The organism is Pedobacter sp. (assembly GCF_045627485.1).
Classification (GTDB): Bacteria; Bacteroidota; Bacteroidia; order Sphingobacteriales; family Sphingobacteriaceae; genus Pedobacter.
In genome coordinates this window covers 24,861-48,518 of the sequence record NZ_JAZQNU010000092.1, presented here as the reverse complement: position 1 = coordinate 48,518, position 23,658 = coordinate 24,861, and the positions used below count along the sequence as shown (strand labels likewise).

Annotated in this window: 20 protein-coding genes; 6 read left to right on the top strand and 14 right to left on the bottom strand. The window is 41.7% G+C overall.

The window, feature by feature from the left end; translation table 11 throughout:
• Positions 1-63 precede the first annotated feature (63 nt).
• From ACR2F3_RS07010 to ACR2F3_RS06960, 11 genes are all read right to left on the bottom strand, one after another.
• Positions 64-1,341, bottom strand: coding sequence for a transglycosylase SLT domain-containing protein (locus tag ACR2F3_RS07010; protein WP_432709269.1), 1,278 nt, complete (start codon positions 1,339-1,341; stop codon positions 64-66).
• A 62-nt stretch (positions 1,342-1,403) separates the two neighbouring features.
• Positions 1,404-2,822 carry an Asp-tRNA(Asn)/Glu-tRNA(Gln) amidotransferase subunit GatA gene (gene gatA / locus ACR2F3_RS07005; RefSeq protein WP_432709268.1) on the bottom strand — a complete coding sequence of 473 codons (1,419 nt, stop codon included), beginning with the start codon at positions 2,820-2,822 and terminating at the stop codon, positions 1,404-1,406.
• A 36-nt stretch (positions 2,823-2,858) separates the two neighbouring features.
• Positions 2,859-3,065: a Sec-independent protein translocase subunit TatA/TatB gene (locus ACR2F3_RS07000; RefSeq protein ID WP_432709267.1), complete on the bottom strand. Its 207-nt coding sequence runs from the start codon at positions 3,063-3,065 to the stop codon at positions 2,859-2,861.
• 10 nt (positions 3,066-3,075) lie between these two features.
• The gene (locus ACR2F3_RS06995; protein WP_432709266.1) at positions 3,076-3,489 is read right to left on the bottom strand and encodes a Sec-independent protein translocase subunit TatA/TatB; all 414 of its coding nucleotides are present in this window, start codon (positions 3,487-3,489) and stop codon (positions 3,076-3,078) included.
• 53 nt (positions 3,490-3,542) lie between these two features.
• Positions 3,543-4,799: a murein hydrolase activator EnvC family protein gene (locus ACR2F3_RS06990; RefSeq protein WP_432709265.1), complete on the bottom strand. Its 1,257-nt coding sequence runs from the start codon at positions 4,797-4,799 to the stop codon at positions 3,543-3,545.
• Between the two features lie 21 nt (positions 4,800-4,820).
• Positions 4,821-5,612, bottom strand: coding sequence for a DUF4292 domain-containing protein (locus tag ACR2F3_RS06985; RefSeq protein ID WP_432709264.1), 792 nt, complete (start codon positions 5,610-5,612; stop codon positions 4,821-4,823).
• A 23-nt stretch (positions 5,613-5,635) separates the two neighbouring features.
• Positions 5,636-6,067, bottom strand: a complete 432-nt coding sequence (gene dut, locus ACR2F3_RS06980; RefSeq protein ID WP_432709263.1) for a dUTP diphosphatase — start codon at positions 6,065-6,067, stop codon at positions 5,636-5,638.
• Between the two features lie 47 nt (positions 6,068-6,114).
• The gene (locus tag ACR2F3_RS06975) at positions 6,115-7,617 is read right to left on the bottom strand and encodes a polysaccharide biosynthesis C-terminal domain-containing protein (RefSeq protein ID WP_432709262.1); all 1,503 of its coding nucleotides are present in this window, start codon (positions 7,615-7,617) and stop codon (positions 6,115-6,117) included.
• A gap of 20 nt (positions 7,618-7,637) precedes the next feature.
• The gene (locus ACR2F3_RS06970) at positions 7,638-7,913 is read right to left on the bottom strand and encodes an acylphosphatase (protein ID WP_432709261.1); all 276 of its coding nucleotides are present in this window, start codon (positions 7,911-7,913) and stop codon (positions 7,638-7,640) included.
• 91 nt (positions 7,914-8,004) lie between these two features.
• The gene (locus ACR2F3_RS06965; protein ID WP_432709260.1) at positions 8,005-8,952 is read right to left on the bottom strand and encodes an NAD(P)H-dependent flavin oxidoreductase; all 948 of its coding nucleotides are present in this window, start codon (positions 8,950-8,952) and stop codon (positions 8,005-8,007) included.
• A 12-nt stretch (positions 8,953-8,964) separates the two neighbouring features.
• Positions 8,965-10,152 carry an amidohydrolase family protein gene (locus tag ACR2F3_RS06960; protein ID WP_432709259.1) on the bottom strand — a complete coding sequence of 396 codons (1,188 nt, stop codon included), beginning with the start codon at positions 10,150-10,152 and terminating at the stop codon, positions 8,965-8,967.
• 176 nt (positions 10,153-10,328) lie between these two features.
• Between ACR2F3_RS06960 and rluF the strand changes: the two genes are divergently transcribed.
• Genes rluF through ACR2F3_RS06945 form a run of 3 tightly spaced genes read left to right on the top strand, consistent with a single transcriptional unit; the run spans position 10,329 to position 13,173 of the window.
• Entirely contained in the window at positions 10,329-11,360 is a 1,032-nt protein-coding gene (gene rluF, locus ACR2F3_RS06955) for a 23S rRNA pseudouridine(2604) synthase RluF (RefSeq protein WP_432709258.1), read from the top strand.
• A gap of 58 nt (positions 11,361-11,418) precedes the next feature.
• Positions 11,419-12,468, top strand: a complete 1,050-nt coding sequence (rlmN, locus tag ACR2F3_RS06950) for a 23S rRNA (adenine(2503)-C(2))-methyltransferase RlmN (protein ID WP_432709257.1) — start codon at positions 11,419-11,421, stop codon at positions 12,466-12,468.
• Positions 12,469-12,471: 3 nt separating this feature from the next.
• On the top strand, positions 12,472-13,173 hold the full coding sequence (locus ACR2F3_RS06945) for a ComF family protein (protein WP_432709256.1): 702 nt from the start codon (positions 12,472-12,474) through the stop codon (positions 13,171-13,173).
• 230 nt (positions 13,174-13,403) lie between these two features.
• Here the strand turns inward: ACR2F3_RS06945 and ACR2F3_RS06940 are convergent, their stop codons facing one another.
• Positions 13,404-15,731, bottom strand: coding sequence for a PAS domain S-box protein (locus tag ACR2F3_RS06940; protein ID WP_432709255.1), 2,328 nt, complete (start codon positions 15,729-15,731; stop codon positions 13,404-13,406).
• A 62-nt stretch (positions 15,732-15,793) separates the two neighbouring features.
• The gene (glyA, locus tag ACR2F3_RS06935) at positions 15,794-17,065 is read right to left on the bottom strand and encodes a serine hydroxymethyltransferase (RefSeq protein ID WP_432709254.1); all 1,272 of its coding nucleotides are present in this window, start codon (positions 17,063-17,065) and stop codon (positions 15,794-15,796) included.
• A 182-nt stretch (positions 17,066-17,247) separates the two neighbouring features.
• Between glyA and dxs the strand changes: the two genes are divergently transcribed.
• From dxs to ACR2F3_RS06920, 3 genes are all read left to right on the top strand, one after another.
• A complete protein-coding gene (gene dxs / locus ACR2F3_RS06930) occupies positions 17,248-19,176 on the top strand; it encodes a 1-deoxy-D-xylulose-5-phosphate synthase (RefSeq protein WP_432709253.1) in 1,929 nt (642 codons plus the stop codon).
• A gap of 155 nt (positions 19,177-19,331) precedes the next feature.
• Positions 19,332-19,640 (top strand): hypothetical protein, encoded by a 309-nt coding sequence (locus ACR2F3_RS06925; RefSeq protein ID WP_432709252.1) that lies wholly within the window; start codon positions 19,332-19,334, stop codon positions 19,638-19,640.
• A gap of 86 nt (positions 19,641-19,726) precedes the next feature.
• The gene (locus ACR2F3_RS06920; protein WP_432709251.1) at positions 19,727-21,055 is read left to right on the top strand and encodes a sigma-54-dependent transcriptional regulator; all 1,329 of its coding nucleotides are present in this window, start codon (positions 19,727-19,729) and stop codon (positions 21,053-21,055) included.
• Here ACR2F3_RS06920 and ACR2F3_RS06915 read toward each other — a convergent pair.
• Positions 21,040-23,601, bottom strand: coding sequence for an ATP-binding protein (locus ACR2F3_RS06915; protein ID WP_432709250.1), 2,562 nt, complete (start codon positions 23,599-23,601; stop codon positions 21,040-21,042). The genes ACR2F3_RS06920 and ACR2F3_RS06915 overlap by 16 nt on opposite strands.
• Between the last annotated feature and the right edge of the window lie 57 nt (positions 23,602-23,658).

Sequence of the window (23,658 nt, the reverse complement as noted above, 5' to 3'; positions counted from 1 at the left end):
ATGAAATTTCTTCGTAAAAGCCCAAAGTTACAATTCTTTCATGAGCCTCGAAATAAAACGCTGTTAGATTTTGCCAGACTGGCTAGAAGCACTGTTTTTTTCTCTTGAAGAAATATATCCTTTTGTAGACCTTGATGAAGAAGGTGACCTGACAACCGCCTGTTGGGAAACAATTAATCGTTGTCCAGGCATTAATACCGAGGATTTCAACCTATTCCAGACCTTTAAGTCCTGCACTTCAACCTTATATTTTTGTGCAATAGTAGAGAGGCTTTGTCCCGGGCTCACCCTATGGTATTTAGCCGGCGTTTTTGCAGTTGTTCTTTTCTTTGATACGCGACGATCGTCATTGGCTGCTAATATAACCCTGGATGCTGGAATTCCTTCCTGGTTATAGAGTACATCATATACTCGGTCAAAATTATCGATCGTAATCCTTGGAACTACCAGTCGTTTTGGGTTTTCTTCCGTACCGTTTATTATATTTTTTTTATAAGAAGGATTCAGGGCGTATAACAAATCAGGCTCCATGTTCATAGCTTGAGCGACCATAGGTATGGAAACAAAACGGTTCACTTGTATGGAATCCGTAGCAATGGCAAGGGCCGAAGGCTGGTGTTTGATATCATGTGCTTCAGAAAACTTCATTACATATAAAGCAGCTATGAAAGCTGGCACATAATTTCTTGTCTCTGCAGGAAGAAAAGGCCTGATTTCCCAGAAATCTCTGGAATTGGCTTTGGCCATGGCGCGGTCAACATTTCCACGCCCACAATTATAAGCGGCAATGGCTAAAAGCCAATCCCCTAAACTTTCATATGCATCTCTAAAATAAGCAGCAGCGGCATAACTTGCCTCCACCGGATCCCGGCGCTCATCTACATAGTTGTCCATATTTAAGCCATAACCCTTAGCGGTACCAAACATAAACTGCCAGATACCGGTTGCCCCAACACGGGAAACCGCCTTAGGATTCAAATTAGACTCAATGATCGACAAGTATTTAATTTCTTCCGGAATATCATAGGCCTTAAAGGCCTTTTCGAAGATAGGAAAATAGTATTCAGACATCCCCAGCATTTTACCAAACTGGCTTGAACGGGCGCTATAAATATCTATATATTTATGCACATACTCGTTATAATTTAAGGGAACGCGCTGCTGAACAGCATCAAGCCTTTCTTTATAAAGACCATTATACTCGTCAAATACTGGGGTTTCCACAATCATAGGCACTATAATGGTGTCCACAATCAATAGAGGGTCGTATTTTTGGGCGGTTGCCCTGAAGCTGATTAACGCTATTATACAAAATGAGAGCAGACATGCATTTGTTTTCATAGGCTTAGTTTCAAGCTCACGCTTAATTTAGGGTTTCATATCTAATTTAAATATATACAGAATTATTTTAAAAAGCTATCAGATAACGAGAATAAAATCTCTTCCTTGAAATGTCCGGCCATTAATTGTAAACTTACCGGTAAGCCATTATCATTATTACCAAGGGGAATTGCAATTGCCGGTATTCCCGCCAAAGAAGCTAACACGGTATATATGTCGGCCATATACATTACCAAAGGATCCTCAATATTCTCCCCGATTTTAAAAGGCGGTGTTGGTGCCACTGGTGTTAAAATGACATCATAATCCTGTAGAAGATTTTCAGCCTTCTCCCTGATCAGACGTCGAACCCGCTGTGCTTTCTGGTAATAAGCATCATAATATCCTGCGCTTAATACGAAAGTACCCAGCAGGATACGCCTTTTTACTTCCTCACCAAAACCCTCTGCTCGCGAAAGTTTGTATAATGCATTGAGACTTTCCGCTTGTGTATTTCGATATCCATAATGCACACCATCGTAACGGGAAAGATTGGACGAAGCCTCTGCAGTGGTCAATACATAATAGGCAGGCACCATATAATCCAGCAGTTCAAATGAAACTTCAGTAACGGTATGTCCCTGGCCTCTCAATTTGTCAATAGCCGCCAGTATCGCAGATTTAACACTGCTATCTAGGGCCTCGCTGGATAAGGTTTCTTTCAAAACAGCAATCCTGAATTTTTTATCTTTAGTTTTTATCTCACTATACGCCGGTACCGGTTGTTGCGCTACTGTGCTGTCATAATCATCGGCACCCGCTAAAACTTCAAGCAATAATTCGGCATCACTTACAGAAGAAGTAATGGTTCCTACCTGGTCAAAAGATGATGCATAAGCAATTACGCCATACCTGGAAATACGTCCGTAGGTAGGTTTCATACCAATGCAGCCGCAAAAAGCCGCTGGCTGGCGTACCGAACCACCAGTATCCGTGCCTAACGCTGCCAGACATAAATCAGCCTGTACGGCAACTGCCGAACCGCCTGATGAACCACCAGCTACACGATCCTGATCAAAAGCATTTTTAACCGGACCAAAATAAGAAGTCTCGTTAGAGCCGCCCATGGCAAATTCGTCACAGTTGAGGCGGCCAATAATCACCGCATCCTCATCCAGTAACCGTTGCACCACAGTGGCCGAGTAGGGAGAAACAAAGCCGTCAAGCATCTTCGATGAAGCGCTTACCTGGTGGTCTTTATAACAGATATTATCTTTAATACCGATCACCATGCCTGCAAGTTTGCCTGCAGTACCTTGCTCTAATTTTTGTTGAACTGCTGCAGCTTGAAGACTTGCCGACTCCGAGAACACCTCATTAAAAGCGTTAAGCCCTTCATTAGCGGTAATCTGGTTAAAATAGTAGTCCAGCAATTGAGGCATGCTGGTCTTTTTTTGATCAATAAGTGTTCTTATCTCTTTTAAAGAGCTAAATTTCTTCAAAACTGCAGGAAATGTTTAAAATAATAATAGGGTGAATTAAAGCGGCTTATTTACTTTGTTGCCATCGCGATCGTAAAGATCATTGTCGGCTCCATCTTTACCATCTTTAAATTCTTTCACACCTTTACCTAATCCACGCATCAATTCAGGAATTTTCTTACCGCCAAAAAGCAATAAAACGATTACTAAAATTATCGCAATTTCCGGGGCGCCTAAGGCTGCTAATATGGTTGTGTTTAACATAGTCGTTAAATTAAATGTTGTTACTTGGTTTTATATCTTCTTCAGCATGACTTACAGGTGCCTTTGGTTGCACAGGAACCGTATTTTCTACAGGTTCAGTGTTAATTACCGCCGCTGTGCGTTCTACTGTTGATGGATGTTCTAATGGTTCGTTATTAACAACAGGTTCCGTTGCTGGTGCAGCATTAGATGCTTGTTGCTCTTCACGCTTTAATTCATCATCAATATCCATGGAATTAATATTTCTATGAATTTCGCGTTTTACCCCTTCCGAGGCGTCTTTAAAATCTCTGATTCCTTTTCCTAGTCCACGTGCCAGCTCAGGTAATTTCTTGCCTCCAAAAAGAAGCAACACTACGGCTAAAATGAGCATGATCTCTCCACCGCCCATGTTTAAGAATTCTAATAATGTTACTGTGTACATTTTAACCTCTTTTATGATTTGCTAATACAAATATATGCATTAAAATTTTAAAATTATTTCGCAATCCATGCTTGTGGGTTCTGAGCCACAGAACCTCTCCAAATCTGGAACTGTAATTCTGGTATATCTCCGGTATCAGCTACCACACCTATGGATTGTTTGGTACTCACATTATCACCTGCAGATACACTTACGGAGGTAAGGTTTTGATATACCGTAAAATACTCCCCGTGTTTGATTAACACGAAATAGGTTCCCAAATTATTCATCACCCTGGATACCTTTCCATTAAATACAGCACGAACCGTAGCCCCCGCAGCGGTTTGTATAGTGATACCTGCATTATCGTAACTTGCCTGGCCCTCCCGATGCCTACCAAAACCTTCTGTGATGGAACCCTGCGCCACCGGCCATGGTAAACCACCCCTATTACTTTCAAAAGCAGCAGAAAGCTTTGCTGACTCTGGAGTAGCTGTTAAATAACCGGCAGTAGTTTTAGCTTTTGGCGCTTCAGGAGCAGGTTTATTTTCTGCCCTCGCTTTTGCCGCTGCCGCTCTTGCTGCTTCTTCTTCACGCTTTTTAGCTAATGCAATTTCACGCTGAATCGCCTGACGAATCTGGCGGTCTATAGCCTGTTGCTGCTTTTTACGCTTGGAAATATCCTGGTTATATTGCCGCTCCTGTTTACTAAATTTATTAAGAACTGCAGAACGCTGGGTTTTATTTTTCCCTAAAATTTCTTTTTCATTCTCTTGTTCCCGCAGCAAGTTGCTTTTTTCTTTCAGACTTTTATCAAGAATAACAATTTTGTTATTTAGGTTTTTTTCTGTTCCCTGGATATAAGCGGCCTGTTTTTTACGGTACTGCCCAAATTGCTGCATGTATTTAATACGCTTATAAGCCTGGTTAAAGTCTTTCGCCGCAAATACAAACATCATCTTATCGTAAGCATTTTTGTTCCGTTGTGCAAAACGGATCATTCCTGCATACTCTTTCTTTAAATGGGCCAGCTGCTCTTTCAGTGAACGAACGGTATTGGTGTTCTCATGAATTTGGTTATCCAGATTTTTAATTTCCGAGTTGATCACCGTGATTTTGCTTTGCATTAAATCGATCTTGGTGTTCAAAGCCCTGATTTCACTTAAGGTAAGTTTTTTTGCATTGGCAGCCTTCTTCAAGTTACGTTGCAAAAGTTCAATCTCTCTCTGGATGGCTTCTTTTTTCCGTTTTAACTGTGCGCTGTTTTGAGAAAAACCCTGAACAGCAAAGGTCATAAGGAATAAAAAGAAAAATAATCTGTATAGCTTCATTAATTCAAAAGTATAAAAAATTTAGTTTATAACTTTAAACCTCTTCGGAACTGTAAACGAAAAATCCAGGTCAACATTGCTTTCTATTTTTGTAAAGTCGAAGTCAAGGTTGATCTTCTTCCGGCCTGAAAATGATTGCAATTGTATGGCAGTGGGATATAAAGCCTTGTTCACTTCCGTATAATTTGCATAAGTCACTTTGAGCGCCTGTGCGGTTTTTACGTCGTTCAAATTGGTCTCAGAGGCTTTAAGTAAGGTATTAAAGAGGATTTGGAAGCCCAAACCGTTTTTTTCACCCTTTAATAACCAGGATCCATTTACCGGGGTTAGCTCCGCATCGGCTACCATAAACTCATTTATTGCATTGCCGGCAAGAATGTCCTGCAGCATTTTAAAGTTTATTTCCCGGTTGGCGTACTGGTGGATGTAACGAAAAGGTTGCTGCAACACCAGCCCATGTAGGCGATTAATAACCACGAGGCTATCTGGCGTTACCAATACCCTGGCTATTTCTATTCCCGCAATGGCCGTCACGCTCATCCAGATTTTTTTATCTCTTAACATCCTGATATTAACCGATACGTTGTGCGCCTGGCCATCAATATCCACCGCTGCCTTTCCCCTCATAGAAAGGGTCTGGTATACGCTGTTTTTATTCTTTAGCAGCTGAATATTTGTTAATTTCACACTTGCTGCAGTATCTTTTTTAACCACTGGAGGAACTTCTACCAGTTTACGGCTTTTACAAGCCGCTAGAGTCAATACTACCGCCCCCATTAACAATACACTTCTCAGTTTCTTTGTATTATTCATCCCCTAAATTTTTTATGGTCTCCCTATTTGCCTGTATGGCCATACCCACCTTCTCCACGTGCCGTATCACTTAGCTCACCAACACTTTCCCAGGTAACAGTTTCATGTTTAGCGATTACCATTTGTGCAATTCGGTCTCCACTATTCACAACAAAGTCTGTATCTGACAAGTTCACTAACAGCACTTTTATTTCTCCACGGTAATCCGCATCAATAGTTCCAGGTGCATTTACAATACTAATTCCATGTTTATAAGCAAGGCCACTACGTGGACGAATCTGTGCTTCATAGCCAATGGGAAGTTCAATGTGTAAACCTGTTGGAATCAACATACGTTGTAAAGGTTTAATTTTAATTTCATTTCCTATGTAAGCACGCAGGTCCATACCAGCTGCATGTGCTGTTTCGTATTGTGGCAAAGGGAATTCTGAATGATTAACGATTTTTATCTTCATAGTTGTATTTATGGTAATTTGTACGTGATCAGGCTGTCATTGCCTTGTTAATTATTATTCTTTAAATCTTTACGCAATAACATCCTTACATCGTCTTTCTCTACAAAAACAATGAATGCAAGAAAAGCAAGGAGCAAGGCGTTGCCAATATAGATATTACGGTCGAAGACCCAAAAACTCAAACCTACCAGCACCGATGATAATACCAAATATAACACAAGGCGTTTTAGATTATAAGGAATGGGATAATATTTCTGGCCTAAAACATACGAAATCACCATCATCACAAAATAGGTTAACATCGATACCCATGCCGACCCCATATAACTGAATTTAGGGATTAAAAGAAGGTTAAACAGAATGGTAATTACAGCCCCTATCACCGAAATGTACAAACCAAATCGCGTTTGGTCAGATAAGCGATACCATATCGATAAGTTCATATAAATACCCAGGCACATGTATCCCGCCAACAAAAAGGGAACAGCAGGTAAACCCACCCAATACTCCTTACGGGTGATGAAATATTTTAACAGTTCGATGTTGGCTACCAGAAATACAAATAACAAGGTAAGCGCAATGACAAAGTAATGGAGTATGACCGCGTATGCTTTTTTTGCATTGAGGTTTTTGGCATAACCAAAGATAAACGGCTCTGCCCCTAAACGAAAGGCGGTGATGAAAATACTCATGAAAACTGCAATCTTGGCCACTGCGCCATAGATCCCAACCTGAGCGTCTGATATTTCTGCAGGCAACAGTTTACCGAGGGCAAGTTTATCGAGATTCTCGTTCACAATAAATGATAGGTTTGCAATCACGATCGGCCAGCTGTAAGAAAACATCTTCCTAAACAGTGCTTTATCAAACCTAAGCTGTAATTCCAAAAACTGCGGCAAAAGCATCAGCATAGTTACCACGCTGGCTACTAAATTAGCTATAAATACATAGCCTATCCATTGAAATCGATACCAGGAAGCAAACCAATCCCCCAAAGGCCAGTGATTTTTAATCATAAAAGGGACAACAAAAATGAAGAACAGGTTGAGCCCAACGAACGTCCCAATGTTCACAAATTTTATCACGCTGTAACGTAATGGCTTACCATCAGCACGCAGCTTGGCAAACGGAATTACGCATAAGGCGTCAACAGCCAACATGGCGACAAAAATCCGAACATAGTGCTGGTAGTCGAGTATCTTGTTGTCTACGCCTGTATAAATATATCGTGCAATGGGGTCGGTAAATACAAATCCTGTTACCAAGAACAGTGTGGCTATAAAAGCCACACACAAAAAACAATTGTTGTATACCTCCTGCTTTTTATCTTCGTGTTTGTTCAGGTAACGGAAAAACGTACTTTCCATTCCAAAAGCCAATAGGGCATTAACCATGGCCGCGTAACTGTATAAGGTAGTAAACACACCATAGGTTGCCGTTGCGTATACAGAAGTATAAATTGGCGTAAGAATAAAGTTGAACAGCCTGGAGAAGACTGTGGTAAGACCGTAAACGGCTGTCTGACCGAGGAATTTTTTAATAACCGACACGTGGAACCCTCATACTATTGTTATTTACTTTTTATAACCTCAAAATTACCATAGTTTTTTATTTCGCCCGGTGTCACTTCCACATTTTCTACGATTGCGCGATCTGGCCCATCATGGCACCATTCCAAAAATACTTCCAGCGACACGTCATCACCTTCAGCTTCTATATAGACACTTCCGTCTTTTTCGTTACGGATCATCCCACGAACCCCCATTTGATCGGCAATCATTTTTGTGACCGCCCGAAACGAAACACCCTGTACTCTTCCTGTAATTCTTATGTTGATATGTTTCATTGCGTTATTTATTTTTTCTTATGGAATGAAGCTGATAATGATTTCATTGCTTTATATAATCTAATTAATGGGTGCTAAAATCATGACGACCTTAAAACCTAAGCTGGGTAATTCTTTCCTTTTCCACTAAAAACTCGTGCCATATCTGCTCCAGAATTGCCTTAGCGCCTGCAATTTTAGTCAAACTTGCCGATACCTGCCCTATTTCCAGTTCTCCTTCTTCCAGGTCACCTTCAAACATACCAGCTTTAGCTCTTGCACGACCTAATAATCCCAGTAACATCTTTTTATCGGCACCTTCTGCTTCCGCCTTTGCTACCGCAGCTGCAAACGGATTGCTTAATAAACGCACTGGCAAAAGCAATTTCATCCTAAGCTGTGTATCCCCTTCCCTGGCCTCTAAAATCTTTTCCTTAAAATGTTGATGAGCAGAAGACTCTTCAGCCACGGCAAATGCAGATCCTACCTGCACCCCTTCGGCACCTAAAGCCATTGCGGCAAGCATAGCTGCCCCACTGGCAATTCCCCCGGCAGCAATCACCGGAATCTTCACTGCCTTTTTAATTAACGGAACCAAACAAAGGGTTGTAGTTTCCTCCCTGCCATTATGCCCGCCTGCTTCAAAACCCTCGGCAACAACGGCATCGACCCCACTGGCCTCTGCTTTTAGTGCAAACTTCGTATTCGCAATCACATGCACCACAGTAATCTGGTGTTCCTTCAGGAAGCTTGTCCAGGTGTCAGGGTTTCCAGCAGATGTGAAAATAATTTTTACCCCCTCTTCCACCAGGATATCCATAATGTCCTTTACCTGGGGATACATTAAGGGCACATTAACCGCGAAAGGCTTAGATGTTGCTGCTTTACATTTGCGAACATGATCCCGCAGCACCTCCGGATACATCGATCCAGCACCGATAATACCCAAACCACCTGCATTTGAAACGGCCGAAGCCAAACGCCAACCACTGCACCAAACCATTCCAGCTTGTATAATTGGATAACTAATATTAAATAATTCGGTAATGCGGTTGCCCATCTATATCCTGTTTTATATTAATCTTTTAATGGTCGTTCCCGAAGTCAACCGTCCGCCTTCCATGTGTTCTACCAAATTGATACCCGGCTTTTTACCAGGCTCCAGCGAACCAAACTTTTCTGTAATTCCAAGAAACTCTGCACCGTTTAACGTTGCCCATAACAGCAGCTCGTCAAAAGTAAGTGTCTCCCCAGATAAATGCTGACTTTCCTGAAGGATTTTCATTTCGGCTAAAATACTTAATTGGTGATTGCTTGCCAGGCTATCTGTACCCAGGGTAATTTTTACTCCAGCTTCCTTCAATACTTTCACATCAGGCAACCTGTTTTCTATATATAAATTCGCATTTGCACAAAGGCACCAAAATAAGTTATTATTCGTTGCTTTCGCAAAGGCGATATCTGAATTGCTGGTTAGTGTATTGTGCACCAGTAAAGCTTTTTCAGCCGGCAACTGAGGTAATACCGATTGAAGGGAAGTTTTACCTGTTGCATGAAAGAAAGAAATATCCAATCCTAAAAACTCATACAACTTTAAAAAAGCACCTTGTTTCTTTTCAAAAAACAAGTTCTCATCCGCGGTTTCCTGATTATGCATACTAATCAGGTTAGCGGTAGTTTCACTATATCTTTTAATCTCTGCAAATAATTCAGGAGATACTGAGTATGGCGCATGTGGAACTATTGATGCGCGCATGGGTGCAAAAGCCTCTTTTAACTTAATTGCTCCTTGCATTACCTGTGCGGCCTGGGCAGGATTAAACCCAAGAACTTCCACAAAGGTGTGGTATAAAATACCACTCTCCATCTTTATATCTTTAGAAATAAGTACATTAGAAATATCTCCTACTGCCACAATACCGTTCTCGTACATTTCCTTATCCGCCCTTTTCATGGCCTCAATAACATCCGCATCAGGCGCAGCTCTGTATTTGATTACCTGCTGCACAAAAGCCTGCAAGCCTTTATGTTCAGGAATGCGTCGAAAAAGATGCGAAAGTTCGAGATGACAGTGGGTATTGACCATACCGGGAATCAGGCATCCATCGTAATAGGTTATCTTGTCGGGATCTAAATGTCTGGCCGCTTCGGCTGTCATTAATGAATGGATGGTTCCATCACTTTCCAGGGCGATTACCCCATTTTCCAGGGGCGCTGAATTTACCGGATATATTGTCGATGCTGAAAGGTAGTGTAACATGGCTGCAAGTTAATACATTCCAGTAAACTGACGTGGGTACAGGTTACTGAAGTTAATTTCCATAGCTATAATCAGGTCTTACTATAGGTTAGGGAGCCAGCCTATTAAAATATTTAATAAATTAGGGTTTAAATTGCTTTTCTTTGCAAAAAGAAATTCAATATTAAAATTATCCCATGTCTGATACCAATACAAGATTAAATAAATACATAAGTGAAAGCGGTTTGTGCTCAAGAAGAGCTGCTGACAGATATATCGAGCAGGGCAATGTATTCATCAATGGTAGAAAGGCCAAAATTGGCGATAAGGTTCTTTTTGGAGATGTTGTAGTGGTTAATGGTCAAACCATTGAGCCTAAACAAGCGGAAAACTCCATTCTGCTCGCTTTTAACAAACCCGTTGGCATTACCAGCACCACCGAACCAGGTGTAAAAAGCAATATTGTTGATTACGTGAATTACAGTGAAAGGGTTTTTCCAATCGGTCGCTTAGATAAAGATTCGCAAGGTCTCATATTTCTGACTAACAATGGTGATCTTGTTAATAAGATCCTAAGAGCGGGAAATGCACATGAAAAAGAATACATTGTTACTGTAAATAAACCCATTACGGATAGCTTCCTGGAAGGGATGTCTAAAGGTGTTCCCGTTTTAGGCGTAATGACCAAAAAATGTAAAGTGGTCAAAGAAACACCTTATATTTTCAAAATAACCTTAATACAAGGCCTTAACAGACAAATTAGAAGAATGTGCGAATACTTCGGGTATGAAGTCACCAAGCTGGAACGCACCAGAATCATGAACATCACTTTAAAAGGCTTGCCTTTAGGTGAATTTAGGGAATTGACGCCAGAAGAAATGGAAGTCATCAATAAAATGGTCGCTAAATCAAGCTCTGAAAAAAGTGCCGAACCCCGTCGCGTAGTTAAAAAGGCAAAAAGCGATAAACCTGCCTTAGAGGAGATTTTAGGTAAGGATGCGCAGAAAAGAAGCTTCGTTAAAGGATCAAAAGGACGGGCAGCTGCAGCAGCAAAAGCCAGCTCTGGCAGATCAGCCAAACCAAAACCAGGTGCAGCAAACGCTGGCAGAAGTGCAGCGGCTGCGAGCGGCGACTGGCATAAAACCAATGGGCCTGCAAAAAGACCAGTAAGGCCATCCCATGGAAAACCGGGTGTGCCAGGCAAAAGTGGGAGCCGTAAACAACGATAAAATTGATTACAAAGCCATTATAAAAATACTTACATTATTTTGGTAACTTTGCACCCAAATGGCAACTACCAAAAAAACAGACATACGAGCGCTTGATTTAACACAATTACAACAGCATTTTAGCGCTATAAAAGAACCTTCTTACCGTGCTAAGCAGGTTTACCAATGGCTGTGGGAAAAATCTGCACGCACCTTTGCCGAGATGAGTAACCTCAGTAAGGACCTGCGTCGGAAGTTAGATGAGCATTTCGCCATCAATGTTGTCGAAGTCAACAGTTCACAAATAAGTAACGACCACACCATTAAAAGCGCGTTCAGACTTTATGATGGCAACATTGTGGAGGGGGTATTAATACCACTTGCCGACCGTATGACGGCCTGTGTAAGTTCACAAGTGGGTTGCAGCTTAACCTGCAAATTCTGTGCAACTGGTTATATGGACCGCAAACGAAACCTGAACGCTGACGAAATATATGACCAGGTGGTTCTGATCGATCAACAGGCCAAGAAAAATTACAATGTACCCTTAACCAATATTGTATACATGGGTATGGGCGAACCCCTGCTTAACTATGCTAATGTGCTAAAATCCATCGAACGAATCACATCGCCAGATGGCTTGAATATGGCCTCTAAACGGATCACCGTTTCTACTGCCGGTATTGCAAAAATGATCAAAAAACTAGGCGACGATGGCGTAAAATTTAACCTTGCCCTTTCCCTTCATGCGGCTAACGACGTCAAGCGAAACGAGATTATGCCCATAACGGAACATAACTCATTAACCGCACTGGCAGAAGCCCTCAAATATTATTTCTCTAAAACTAAAAACCCTGTTACTTACGAATACATTGTATTCAATCACTTCAATGATGAAATTGAAGATGCAAAAGAGCTGGCTAAATTCTGTAAGCATGTTCCCTGCAAAGTTAACCTAATAGAGTATAACCCAATACAGTTTGCCGATTTCGTTAATGCCGAAGGCGATAAAATCGATGCCTTCTCCAATTATTTGAAAAGCCAGGGCATAAACACCAACATCAGAAGAAGTCGAGGAAAAGATATCGATGCTGCATGCGGACAATTAGCTGTAAAAGAGCTAAGTTAGCTCATGCAGCTATTCTTTAACAACCCTATAACAGATTTCTTTAACCTGTTGTATCCCAGGTTATGTCCAGGATGTAATAAATTACGTAAACAAGGGGAAAAGGAAATATGTGTTTCCTGTGCATATCAATTGCCGTATACGGATTTTCACCTATATCCGGAAAACGCCTTAGCTAAACAGTTCTGGGGACGAGTACCCTTGAATGCGGCCATGGCGCTACTGTATTTTACCAAGGGCGGACGTACCCAAAACCTTATCCATCATTTAAAATATAAAGACCAGCCCGAGATAGGTGTGTTTTTAGGAAGAGCCATAGGCCTGCGGCTATTGCAAAGTGAGGCGTACTCAGGTATAGACCTGTTGCTGCCCGTGCCGCTGCATCCCAGGCGGGAAAGATGTAGAGGATACAACCAAAGCGATTATATTGCCAGGGGCATCGCAGAATCATTAAACACCACATTTAACAACAACATCTTGTATCGCAGCATTTCCACCGCTACGCAAACAAAAAAAGACAGGTATAATAGGTTTGAAAACCTGCAGCAGGCGTTTATCGTAAAACAACCCCAGGTTATTCCGAATAAACATGTGTTATTAGTAGATGATGTGATCACCACCGGCGCTACGCTCGAGGCCTGTGTCCAGGCCCTCCTGCAGCATCAACCTTTTAAGATCAGTGTAGCTGCCGCAGCATTTACTGCATAATTGCAGTAAAAAAAATACGCAACTGTTGCACTCACAAATGCCTATAAAATAACGAGTTAAAAATTCAATTAAACCTTTTCCTGAAAAGCGTCGCAACAATTTTAAAATAAATTAGGCCAATTCAAAATAAATATGTTTCTTTGTTCCGAGAGCGTTAATTTAAGAGTCGGCATTTCCTAGGAAGTGTCGGCTCTTTCTTCGTTTATAAGCATCTATACAAGGTAATTTTCTTATAACTGGTCTATTACAAAGAATTCAAGTAAGAGGTTCTTAAATGCTCCCGGATTCAGGGGTTTCATTAAATGTCCATTCATGCTACTTTCTTTATAACGGCTGAATTCATCATCTAAAGATGATGCTGTTAAAGCTATAATTGGTAAAGTCTTAAAGTAATCACCTTCCATTTTACGGATCAGCCCAGTGGTTTCGAAACCATCCATATCAGGCATTTTCACATCCATAAAAACCAGGTCATAGATCGCGTTTTTTACTTTTTCAATAGCTTCCCTACCACTACCAGCAACATCCACGGTCAGGCCCCATTTACCCAGAATACGTTTAGCAATCAATACATTAATTTCATTATCGTCTACAATCAATATGCGCTTCCCTTCAAAAACCAAGGGGTAGACTTCTTCCGAAACTGAAGCCTGATTAAGCACCGGTATTTTATCAAAAGCAATATGGAAGGAGAAGATAGACCCCTGGCCTTCAGCACTACTCAGTATAATTTCCGAACCGAAAATGTTCAGTAACTTTTTGGTAATGGCCAGCCCTAAACCTGTACCGCCATATTTCCTGGAGATATCTGATTCTGCCTGCGTAAAAGACTCAAATACATATTTTTGCTTCTCCCAGGCAATCCCTATACCTGTATCACTAATTTCAAAATACAATACCACTTCATGCTCACTATCTGACAGCATTTTTATCAGCAGCATCACCTCGCCATTTTCGGTAAATTTGATGGCATTACCCAACAAATTCATCAATACCTGGTAAAGCCTGGTTTTATCACCTAAAATCCTATCCGGAATGCGCTCATCATAACTAAGTCTCAGCACATTATTCTTTTTTGCTACGCTCACCTGTAAAGAAGTGAGAATGTCATTTACTAAATTCCGCAAGCTAAAAGGAACCGATTCCAATTGTAAATTTCCGGTTTCCATTTTAGTAAAATCAAGAATGTCATTAACGATATTCAAGAGGTTTTCGCCTGAAAATTTAAGGATATTAAGGTCATTAAGCTGACATTCCCTGGGGTTATTTTCCATCAGCAGATGCGTAATGCCGAGTATAGCATTAAGAGGTGTTCTGATCTCATGACTCATCACCGACAGAAACATTTCTTTGGCTTCGCTTAATTGTAAAGCCTGTTCTTTGGCTTCCATCATCTCCTGCTCTGCTATTTTTTTATCCGTAATATCAATGATAATTTCCACCTCAGTTGTCGGGTTACCCTCATCATTCAAAATCAACGTATTATAAATAGAGACCCATATGGGCTTTTTATCCTTTCTATAAGCTAAAAGGTCAATTGTAAAACTCTCATTTCTTTTATTTAATTCCCTTGCCTCTTCAATTAAGCTGACATCTGTTTTCGGGCCGGAAATCAAATCCCCCAGCCTCCTGCCTTTTAAATCCTCGAGGGTATACCCTGTTATCTTTTCAAAAGCCTCGTTTACCCAGGTAACATGGTTATTGGCATCATTGATTACAATGGCGTTATTCACTTTACTTGCAACAAATGAAAGATTAGTGAGCGTATTTTCAACGCGTTTACGCTCTGTAATGTCACGTCCGTAAGTATACCAGCGATCTTCCCGCACCACCATGTTCCAACTAAAAAGACTCACAATACCCGATTTACTGATGATCCGGAAATCCAGCTGGAAGTCTTTCTTTTTTGCCCTTAATCCATTCTCCAGGTGATTTTTAACATACGTTAGGTCTTCAGGATGGCATACATGCCAAATAGAGGTCTGGGTTGCCTCCTCCATTGTATATTCCAAAAGCTTCGTCACGGCCTGGTTGGCAAAGATTATTTTGCCCGAAAAGTCGAGTATGGCATGAATCTCAGGAGAAATAGAGGATATGGATACCAGCTCCTTTAAGCGTTTATGCTGGGTTTCAAGTTCCTGTTCGCGTCTTTTTAAAGAAATATGGGTGATGACTTCATGAGCGAGAATAACCAGAGACGCTTTCTGATCTTCATTCATTGATTTCGGAACACTATCTGATACACAGATCGCACCAATTTTTTGGCCCTGTTCATCAACCAATGGAACGCCGAAATAACTACGTATAAATGGCTCAGCGATTACATATGGATGATTTAGAAAACGGCCGTCGGCCAACATGTTGGTAATTTCAAAATAACCATCACCATCCATCACCGCCGAAGACAGGGTATAGTCGCGGTCGGCTTTATAATCATGCGAAATAATTCCAAAGGATGCCTTTAACACCAGCTGACCATCAATTTTTAAAACAATAATGGCCCGGGGCGACTTACATATCAGGGCAGCTAGTTTGCACAGGTTATCAAACTGGTTCATGGTGTTCTATCCTGATAAGTATTTTTTCTGACAACCTTTGGAATTTTTAAAATTTATAATATCTATTTGTAAAGTGGAAACTGCGCCGCCAATGCTAAAACTTCTTGCTTAACAGCAGCTAAATTAGCAGCGTCATCAGGGTTGGTTAGCACACGATCAATCAGGTCAACAATTACAGTCATATGTGCTTCTTTGAATCCCCTGGTTGTAATAGCCGCAGTACCTACACGGATCCCCGAGGTTACAAAAGGTGATTTATCATCAAAAGGCACCATATTTTTATTTACAGTAATGTCTGCTTCGCCAAGGGCGTTTTCTGCAGCTTTACCGGTAATGTTCTTATTGCGAAGATCGATCAGCATCAGGTGATTGTCGGTACCTCCGGAAATAATTCCATAACCTTTAGCTACAAAAGCAGCAGCCATAGCCTGTGCATTCTCTTTCACTTGTTTGATGTAGTCGAAATACTCATCGCTTAACGCTTCACCAAAAGCAATGGCTTTAGCGGCAATAATGTGTTCTAAAGGACCACCTTGTGTTCCAGGAAAAACAGCCATGTCCAATACAGAAGACATCATTCTGATTTCCCCTTTAGGTGTTTTCAAACCAAATGGGTTTTCGAAATCTTTTCCCATCATGATCATTCCACCACGTGGGCCACGTAATGTTTTATGTGTAGTGGTCGTTACAATATGACAGTGTGGAAGCGGATCATTCAATAAACCACGGGCAATCATGCCTGCAGGGTGAGAAATATCAGCTAACACTAAAGCGCCAATTTTATCAGCTACACTACGGATAAATGCATAATCCCATTCTCTGGAATAAGCAGAAGCACCGCAAATGATCAATTTCGGACGTTCTGCCAATGCGATTTCCTCCAGCTTTGCATAGTCAATCAGACCATCTTCCTTTTTTACACCGTAAAACAAAGGCTGGTATAATTTTCCAGAAAAATTAACCGGAGAGCCATGTGTTAAGTGACCACCATGAGCCAGGTCGAAACCTAATATCTTATCACCTGCCTGAAGTACACCTAATAACACTGCCGCATTGGCCTGTGCACCAGAGTGTGGCTGTACATTTACCCATGCAGCACCAAAAAGCTCTTTTGCACGTGCTATCGCTATATCTTCAACCTGATCTACTACTTCACAACCGCCATAGTAACGTTTGCCTGGCAGGCCTTCTGCATATTTATTTGTTAAAACCGAGCCTGCAGCTTCCATTACCTGTTTACTTACAAAGTTCTCAGAAGCAATCAATTCCAAGCCATTTTCCTGACGATCTAATTCCTTTCCAATCAGATCAAAAATTAAGGTATCACGTTTCATTTATATGTTTTTATAATATTCCTTTCAGGCCAATCAGGCTAAAGCCTGATTTATTCCTAAGGTGTAAAATTAGCTAAAATATTCTTTCTAACAATCTTATTCCGCGATTGTTATCCCTCTGTGCCAAATTATTCTGATAATATTAAACAAAATACCTTACTTTGTATATTCGATTATAACCTATGGAAGATAAAAAGGGTCCATTGCTACCAAACATCAACTATCCAGCTGACCTTAAACAATATAAGGAGGAAGACCTGGAGCAAATTTGCAAAGAACTTCGACAGTATATTATAGATGTGGTAAGTGTAAATGGAGGTCATTTCGGCGCAAGTCTGGGTGTGGTAGAGCTCACCGTCGCTTTACATTACGCACTCAATACCCCTTATGATAAACTGGTATGGGATGTAGGTCACCAGGCCTACGGCCACAAAATACTAACCGGTCGGAAATCCGTTTTCCACACCAACCGCTTACTTCATGGCATCAGTGGTTTCCCAAAAATAAGTGAAAGTGAATACGATACCTTTGGTGTAGGCCACTCTTCTACTTCTATTTCTGCTGCATTAGGTATGGCAGTAGCTTCACAATATAAAGGAGAGACAGACCGCCAGCACGTGGCCGTTATTGGCGATGGCGCCATGACCGCAGGTTTGGCATTTGAAGGCTTGAACCATGCAGGTATAGAAAACTCTAACCTCCTGGTGATCCTGAACGACAACTGTATGTCGATCGACCCGAATGTAGGTGCCTTAAAAGAATACCTGACGAGCATTACCACCTCAAAATCTTACAACCGCTTCCGCGACGATGTATCCAATGCCTTAATTAAACTTTCGGAACTTGGGCCCAATGCCCATAAGTTTGTGAAGAAGATTGAAAAGAGCATTAAAGGTACATTACTTAAACAAAGCAATTTATTTGAAGCCCTTAATTTCAGGTATTTCGGTCCGGTTGACGGGCACGATGTTAAAAAACTGGCTTCCATTATAAAAGACCTGAGTGCCATTCCTGGCCCTAAATTATTACACTGTGTTACGGTAAAAGGCAAGGGTTTTGCCCTGGCAGAAAAAGACCAGACCAAATGGCATGCACCCGGTTTATTCGATAAGATTACCGGCGAAATTAAAAAAAGCGTTAACGAAAAACCACAGCCTCCAAAATACCAGGATGTTTTTGGCCATACGCTCGTTGAATTGGCAGAAACCAACCAAAACATTGTTGGTATTACGCCAGCTATGCCCTCAGGCTCCTCTATGAACATCATGATGAAAGCCATGCCTAAACGGGCATTTGATGTAGGTATTGCAGAACAGCATGCAGTAACCTTTTCGGCCGGACTAGCCTCCCAGGGTCTTGTACCTTTTTGCAATATCTATTCTAGTTTTATGCAAAGGGCATTTGACCAGGTTATTCACGATGTAGCAATCCAAAACCTCAATGTTGTCTTTTGTTTAGACAGAGGTGGTTTAGCCGGTGCAGATGGTGCAACTCACCATGGTGCCTATGATATTGCCTATATGCGTTGCATTCCTAACATGACGGTTTCGGCCCCCATGAATGAAGAAGAGTTACGCAACCTCATGTATACTGCGCAATTGAAAGATCAGGGTCCTTTTTCTATCCGTTACCCAAGGGGCACAGGTGTTATGCCTGATTGGAAACGTCCTTTAAAAGAACTAAAAATAGGCAAAGGCCGCAAAATATGCGACGGTGAAGATCTTGCCTTTTTAACTATCGGACACGTCGGTAATTTTGCAGTAGCTGCTTGTAAAGAATTAAACAGTGAGGGAATACACCCCGCACACTACGATATGCGTTTTGTTAAACCATTGGATGAAGAGCTCTTACATGAAGTTTTCAAGCGCTATAAAAAAATAATTACAGTAGAAGACGGATGTCTGCCAGGCGGCATGGGTTCCGCAATCCTTGAATTTATGGCCGAAAATGGTTACCAGGCCACCGTTATCCGCTTAGGAATCCCTGATGAATTCATTGAACATGGCGAGCAGGCCGAGCTATGGTCTATCTGTGGCTTTGACACCGCTGCCATCATTAAAGCTGCAAAATCTATCGCTGTAGGCATAACAACCTCCAGCATCGCTTCTTAAAACCACAAGGTGTGGAACTTTTCCACACCTTAAAAAATATGGCACAATGCCTATCTCTTATAAATCAGCTATTTAACAAAATTGTAGTTCTTGGCATCATTATGTAATCATACTTAACATATAACAAGAATACTAAACACAAAAATTAAATAGTTATGAAAAAGATCATTTTATCAGCAGCATTTTTAGCTTTCGCAGGAATCGCTTCAGTTCAAGCAAACGAAGTAAACGCTCCAGTAACTACCTTAGTTCAAGACAGTACTACTAAAACACCTGTAAAAGTTGAAGAACTTCCTGATGCAGTGAAAGCAACATTACAGTCAGATGCTTATAAAGAATGGGTTCCAACTGCGGCTCACTTAGTAACGTTAGCCAACAAATCAGAGTACTACCAAATAGATGTTAAAAAAGGTGAAGAAACTGGATCCTTAAACATTGGTAAAGACGGAGTTGTCGTTCAATAAGCCCCATAATAATTTTAATAAAAACACCACAAAAGCCGGATATCGTTCCGGCTTTTGTATTTTTGTAGGGATACGAAAGATAACCTATGGCAAAAATACTGATAATAGAAGATGATTTAACGTTCTCCCAGATATTAGAAGGCTTTCTTCAAAAACACAACCACCAGCCTCATTTGGCAAATGATGTGAAGAAAAGCTTAAAACTATTAGCACAGGAGCGTTATGATCTGTTATTAGTTGATTACCGCCTTCCTGACGGCACCGGCCTCGATGTATTAACCCAGGTTCGCGAACAAGGGACTACTGTTCCTGTCATTATCATGACCAGCTTTAACGATGTCCGTACAGCTGTTAAATCCATTCGCATGGGTGCTTTTGACTACATCACCAAACCGGTTAATCCAGACGAGCTGTTGATGCTGATTGAAAATGCCTTAAGCAAACCTAAAGTCGAAAGTCCGAAAAACCAACAACAACACGCCGACACCATTAAAGGCTCCAGTGAAACCGCAGAAAAATTGTATGAGCACATTAGCCTGGTGGCCCCAACCGATATGTCGGTTGTGATACAAGGGGAAAGTGGTACAGGTAAAGAATATGCGGCACGTACCTTACACCTGCAAAGTAAAAGAAAAAACAAGCCATTCGTGGCCATAGACTGTGGTGCCTTGTCCAAAGACCTTGCAGCAAGCGAACTTTTCGGCCATGCCAAAGGTGCCTTTACCGGGGCTTTAAGCGATAAAAAAGGCCAGTTTGAGGCTGCAGACGGCGGAACTTTGTTTTTAGATGAAGTAGGAAACCTAAGTTACGAAGTACAGGTCAAATTATTGCGCGCACTACAGGAAAGGGTAATACAACCCTTGGGCAGTACGAAAAACATTCCTGTTGACGTACGACTCATCGCAGCAACCAACGACGATTTATTAAATAGTGTAAGCAAAGGCGCCTTCAGGGAAGACCTTTACCACCGCTTAAATGAATTTAAAATACAACTTCCCGCATTACGCGACCGCGGTGAAGATATTGACCTGTTTATTAACCATTTCGTTGACCTAAGCAACCAGCAACTGGACCGCAATGTACAGCATATTGCACCTGCAGCAAAAGCTTTACTGAAGAAATATGATTGGCCAGGAAACCTTCGCGAACTGCGTAATGTAATTAAACGCATGGTACTTTTAAGCCCTTCCGACACCGCTGAAGTCAGTTCCCTGCCCGATGAAATGATTCTGGCAGTAAACCGGGGCGACAAAAGCCAGGGTTCCGACTTAAAAGCCATCAATGAGGTAAACGAAAAGGCGCTAATCATGGAAACACTGGTCAAGGTAAAATACAACAAGTCGCGCGCAGCGAAGTTGCTTAATATCGACCGGAAGACTTTGTACAGTAAAATGGAACGCTACGAGATCGAATAAGTAAGGCGTTGCAGCTGGTTACACAATTCCACAATACGTGTTTTTTGCATCTCATCAAGTTCATCCTCTTCTGCGGCATCAAGACTTGCATCCACCTCAATTTCCAATAACCTGAAAGAAGTGGCAAGGTCTCGACTGCCCATTTGTGCTAAACGCCCGGCCAACCGATGTAAAAGCAGCGACACATGATCATAATTTCCTTTTTTCAGGCTCTCCAATAACTCTTGCTGGTCATTCTGGCAATCGAGGTAAAAGCGGTTCAGTATTTTGTCAAACTGCTCCTGATCACCGAAGGTCATTTTTTCCAGGTAACTCGGGTCAAAGAATATAGGTTCTAAAGGCGGCGAAGGTTGCGCCGTCAAATTACTTTCCTGCGTTGCATCATTAGCATTCCTCCTGGTAGTACCGATCTCCTCGTGCCCTTCAAAAATCTCAAGCAACTCCTGTTCCCTGAACGGCTTGGCTACAATACCATCAAAACCACCCGCTAACAGATGTTCCTTTTCTTCGGGCATCACCTGTGCGGTCATCGCAAATATTTTTACATGGGCAGCTACCTTCTGTCGCATGGCTTTACACAAGTCAAGGCCCGACATTTTTGGCATACGAATATCCATTAACACGATTCCTACCTCAGGATCCACAGTTTCATTCAACATCTCCTGAGGCGAATTAAAACAAGTATAGGTTATGCCATGTTTTTTAAAGAGGAGGCTGCAAAGATCCAGGATCAACTGGTCATCGTCTACTACCCATACCTTACGCTCGTGAAGCTGTAAACGTTCACTTTTTTCGTCAACCACCAATTCCGGCGTTTCGGCCACTTTAAACGTTAGGAAAAATGTGAAGTTACTGCCCTGGCCTTTTTTACTCTTTACATAAATACGGCCACCCTGGTTCTCTACCAGGGCCTTTACAATCGTTAATCCAAGTCCGGCGCCTGTTTGGTTCACTTCAGTCTGTTCAGGCGCGTCAGCCTGTTCAAATTCATTAAATATCTGCGTACTCTCCTCTTCTGTCAAGCCGATACCTGTATCTTTCACGCGAAAAGTAAAATGGAGGTTATCGCCCTGGCGTTTAAAGAAAGCACATAACTCCACTTCACCTGCCAGGGTAAATTTAATGGCGTTGCTTAACAAGTTAAACAAGATCTGTTTCAGGCGGAAAGGATCACCCTGCAAATAATTCACATGGTCTAGCTCAAACGATGTTTTCAAACGCAACGATTTACGTTCAGCCTGTGGGGTCACAATCTTCACTACTTCCTCCAACAACTGGCGGATGTTAAACACCTGGTCGGTAAAGGTAAACTTACCTGAAATCAGGCGGTTATAATCAAGAATTTCGTTAACGATCTGGAGCAGGTGCTCTGAAGAGTCATAAATCGCGTTAATGTCTTTAGGATCCGGGTGGTCCTGGTTACGGATAATCTCGGCATAACCAATAATAGATTGCAAGGGCGTACGAATCTCATGGCTCATGTTGGCCAGGAAACGCTGTTTCGCCTTGCCATGGTATTCAGCCTTTTCAGTGGCCTCTTCCAGTTCCTTGCGGTAGCGGTTACTACGTGTAATATCGGTCAGAATCAAAAATAGCAACAACACCATCAGCAGAAAAAACACCACCATAATAATGGTAATCTGTTTGATCCCGGTATTCACCACTTTCTTTGCCTGTATACTGCTTTGCTCAATTTCAGAAACCGCCTCCTGCTCTACTTTCTTCAAAATATCGAGCATCTGGGTGGTCAACACATTATTGGCCTTTGCCAATACCGCTTCGCGGGCCACAAAAGTGCGGCTTTTTTGTTGTTGAGCGCGTTGCATCGCCCTTAGCGACTTCTCCACCCCTTCCACTATTTTTCCATCGGTAGACAAGGCAATGGTATCCCGGGTTACATTCTCCTCATTGGTAATGCGAAACGCTGAAGCCATATCCTCTTCTGCTTTCTTTTTGCCCGTTCCAAAGATCTTACTAAACAGACTCCGGGGTTTATCATCAGAGGGGATTACCGTAGTGGTGGTCGTACGGCGTTCCGAAGTCACTACTGTGCTGTCGGCAGCAGCAGCAGTTTTATCCACCATGTTGTTAAACTTCTCCAGCTGCAATGAAAAAGATCGGTCATTTACCAGTCTTTCCCTTATTTTTAAATAATCTACAAACTGTTGATCACGCACCCTCAGCAGTTTCTTAATCGAAGCAATGCGTTCCAATTGTACCGTATCAGCACTGTAGAGCATACCCAAGGTATCCAGGTCTTTACGTAACTGGAGTGATTCCTTAAAAAACGAATTATATTTACGAGGTTCATTGAAGACCAGGTTCTTCTGCGACTGGTCTAAACGGGCAATATTTCTGGAAAGCTCATTAACAATACGCAGGCGTTCATTTGGCGAAGTGATATTTTCCACCGTATCGAGCATCTCTTTAAAAGCAACCCTGCTCACTGCCCAGGCCATAAACAGGGCAAAACAAGCCAGGGTAAGGGCTAAAATCACCTTTCCCTTTGTTGCCCTAATTACACCTGTTTTCACCATTCCGCTCATCGTCAATCATTTAATCTGTACAAATCTACAATTTAAACAAGAAAAATGATGCCAGAA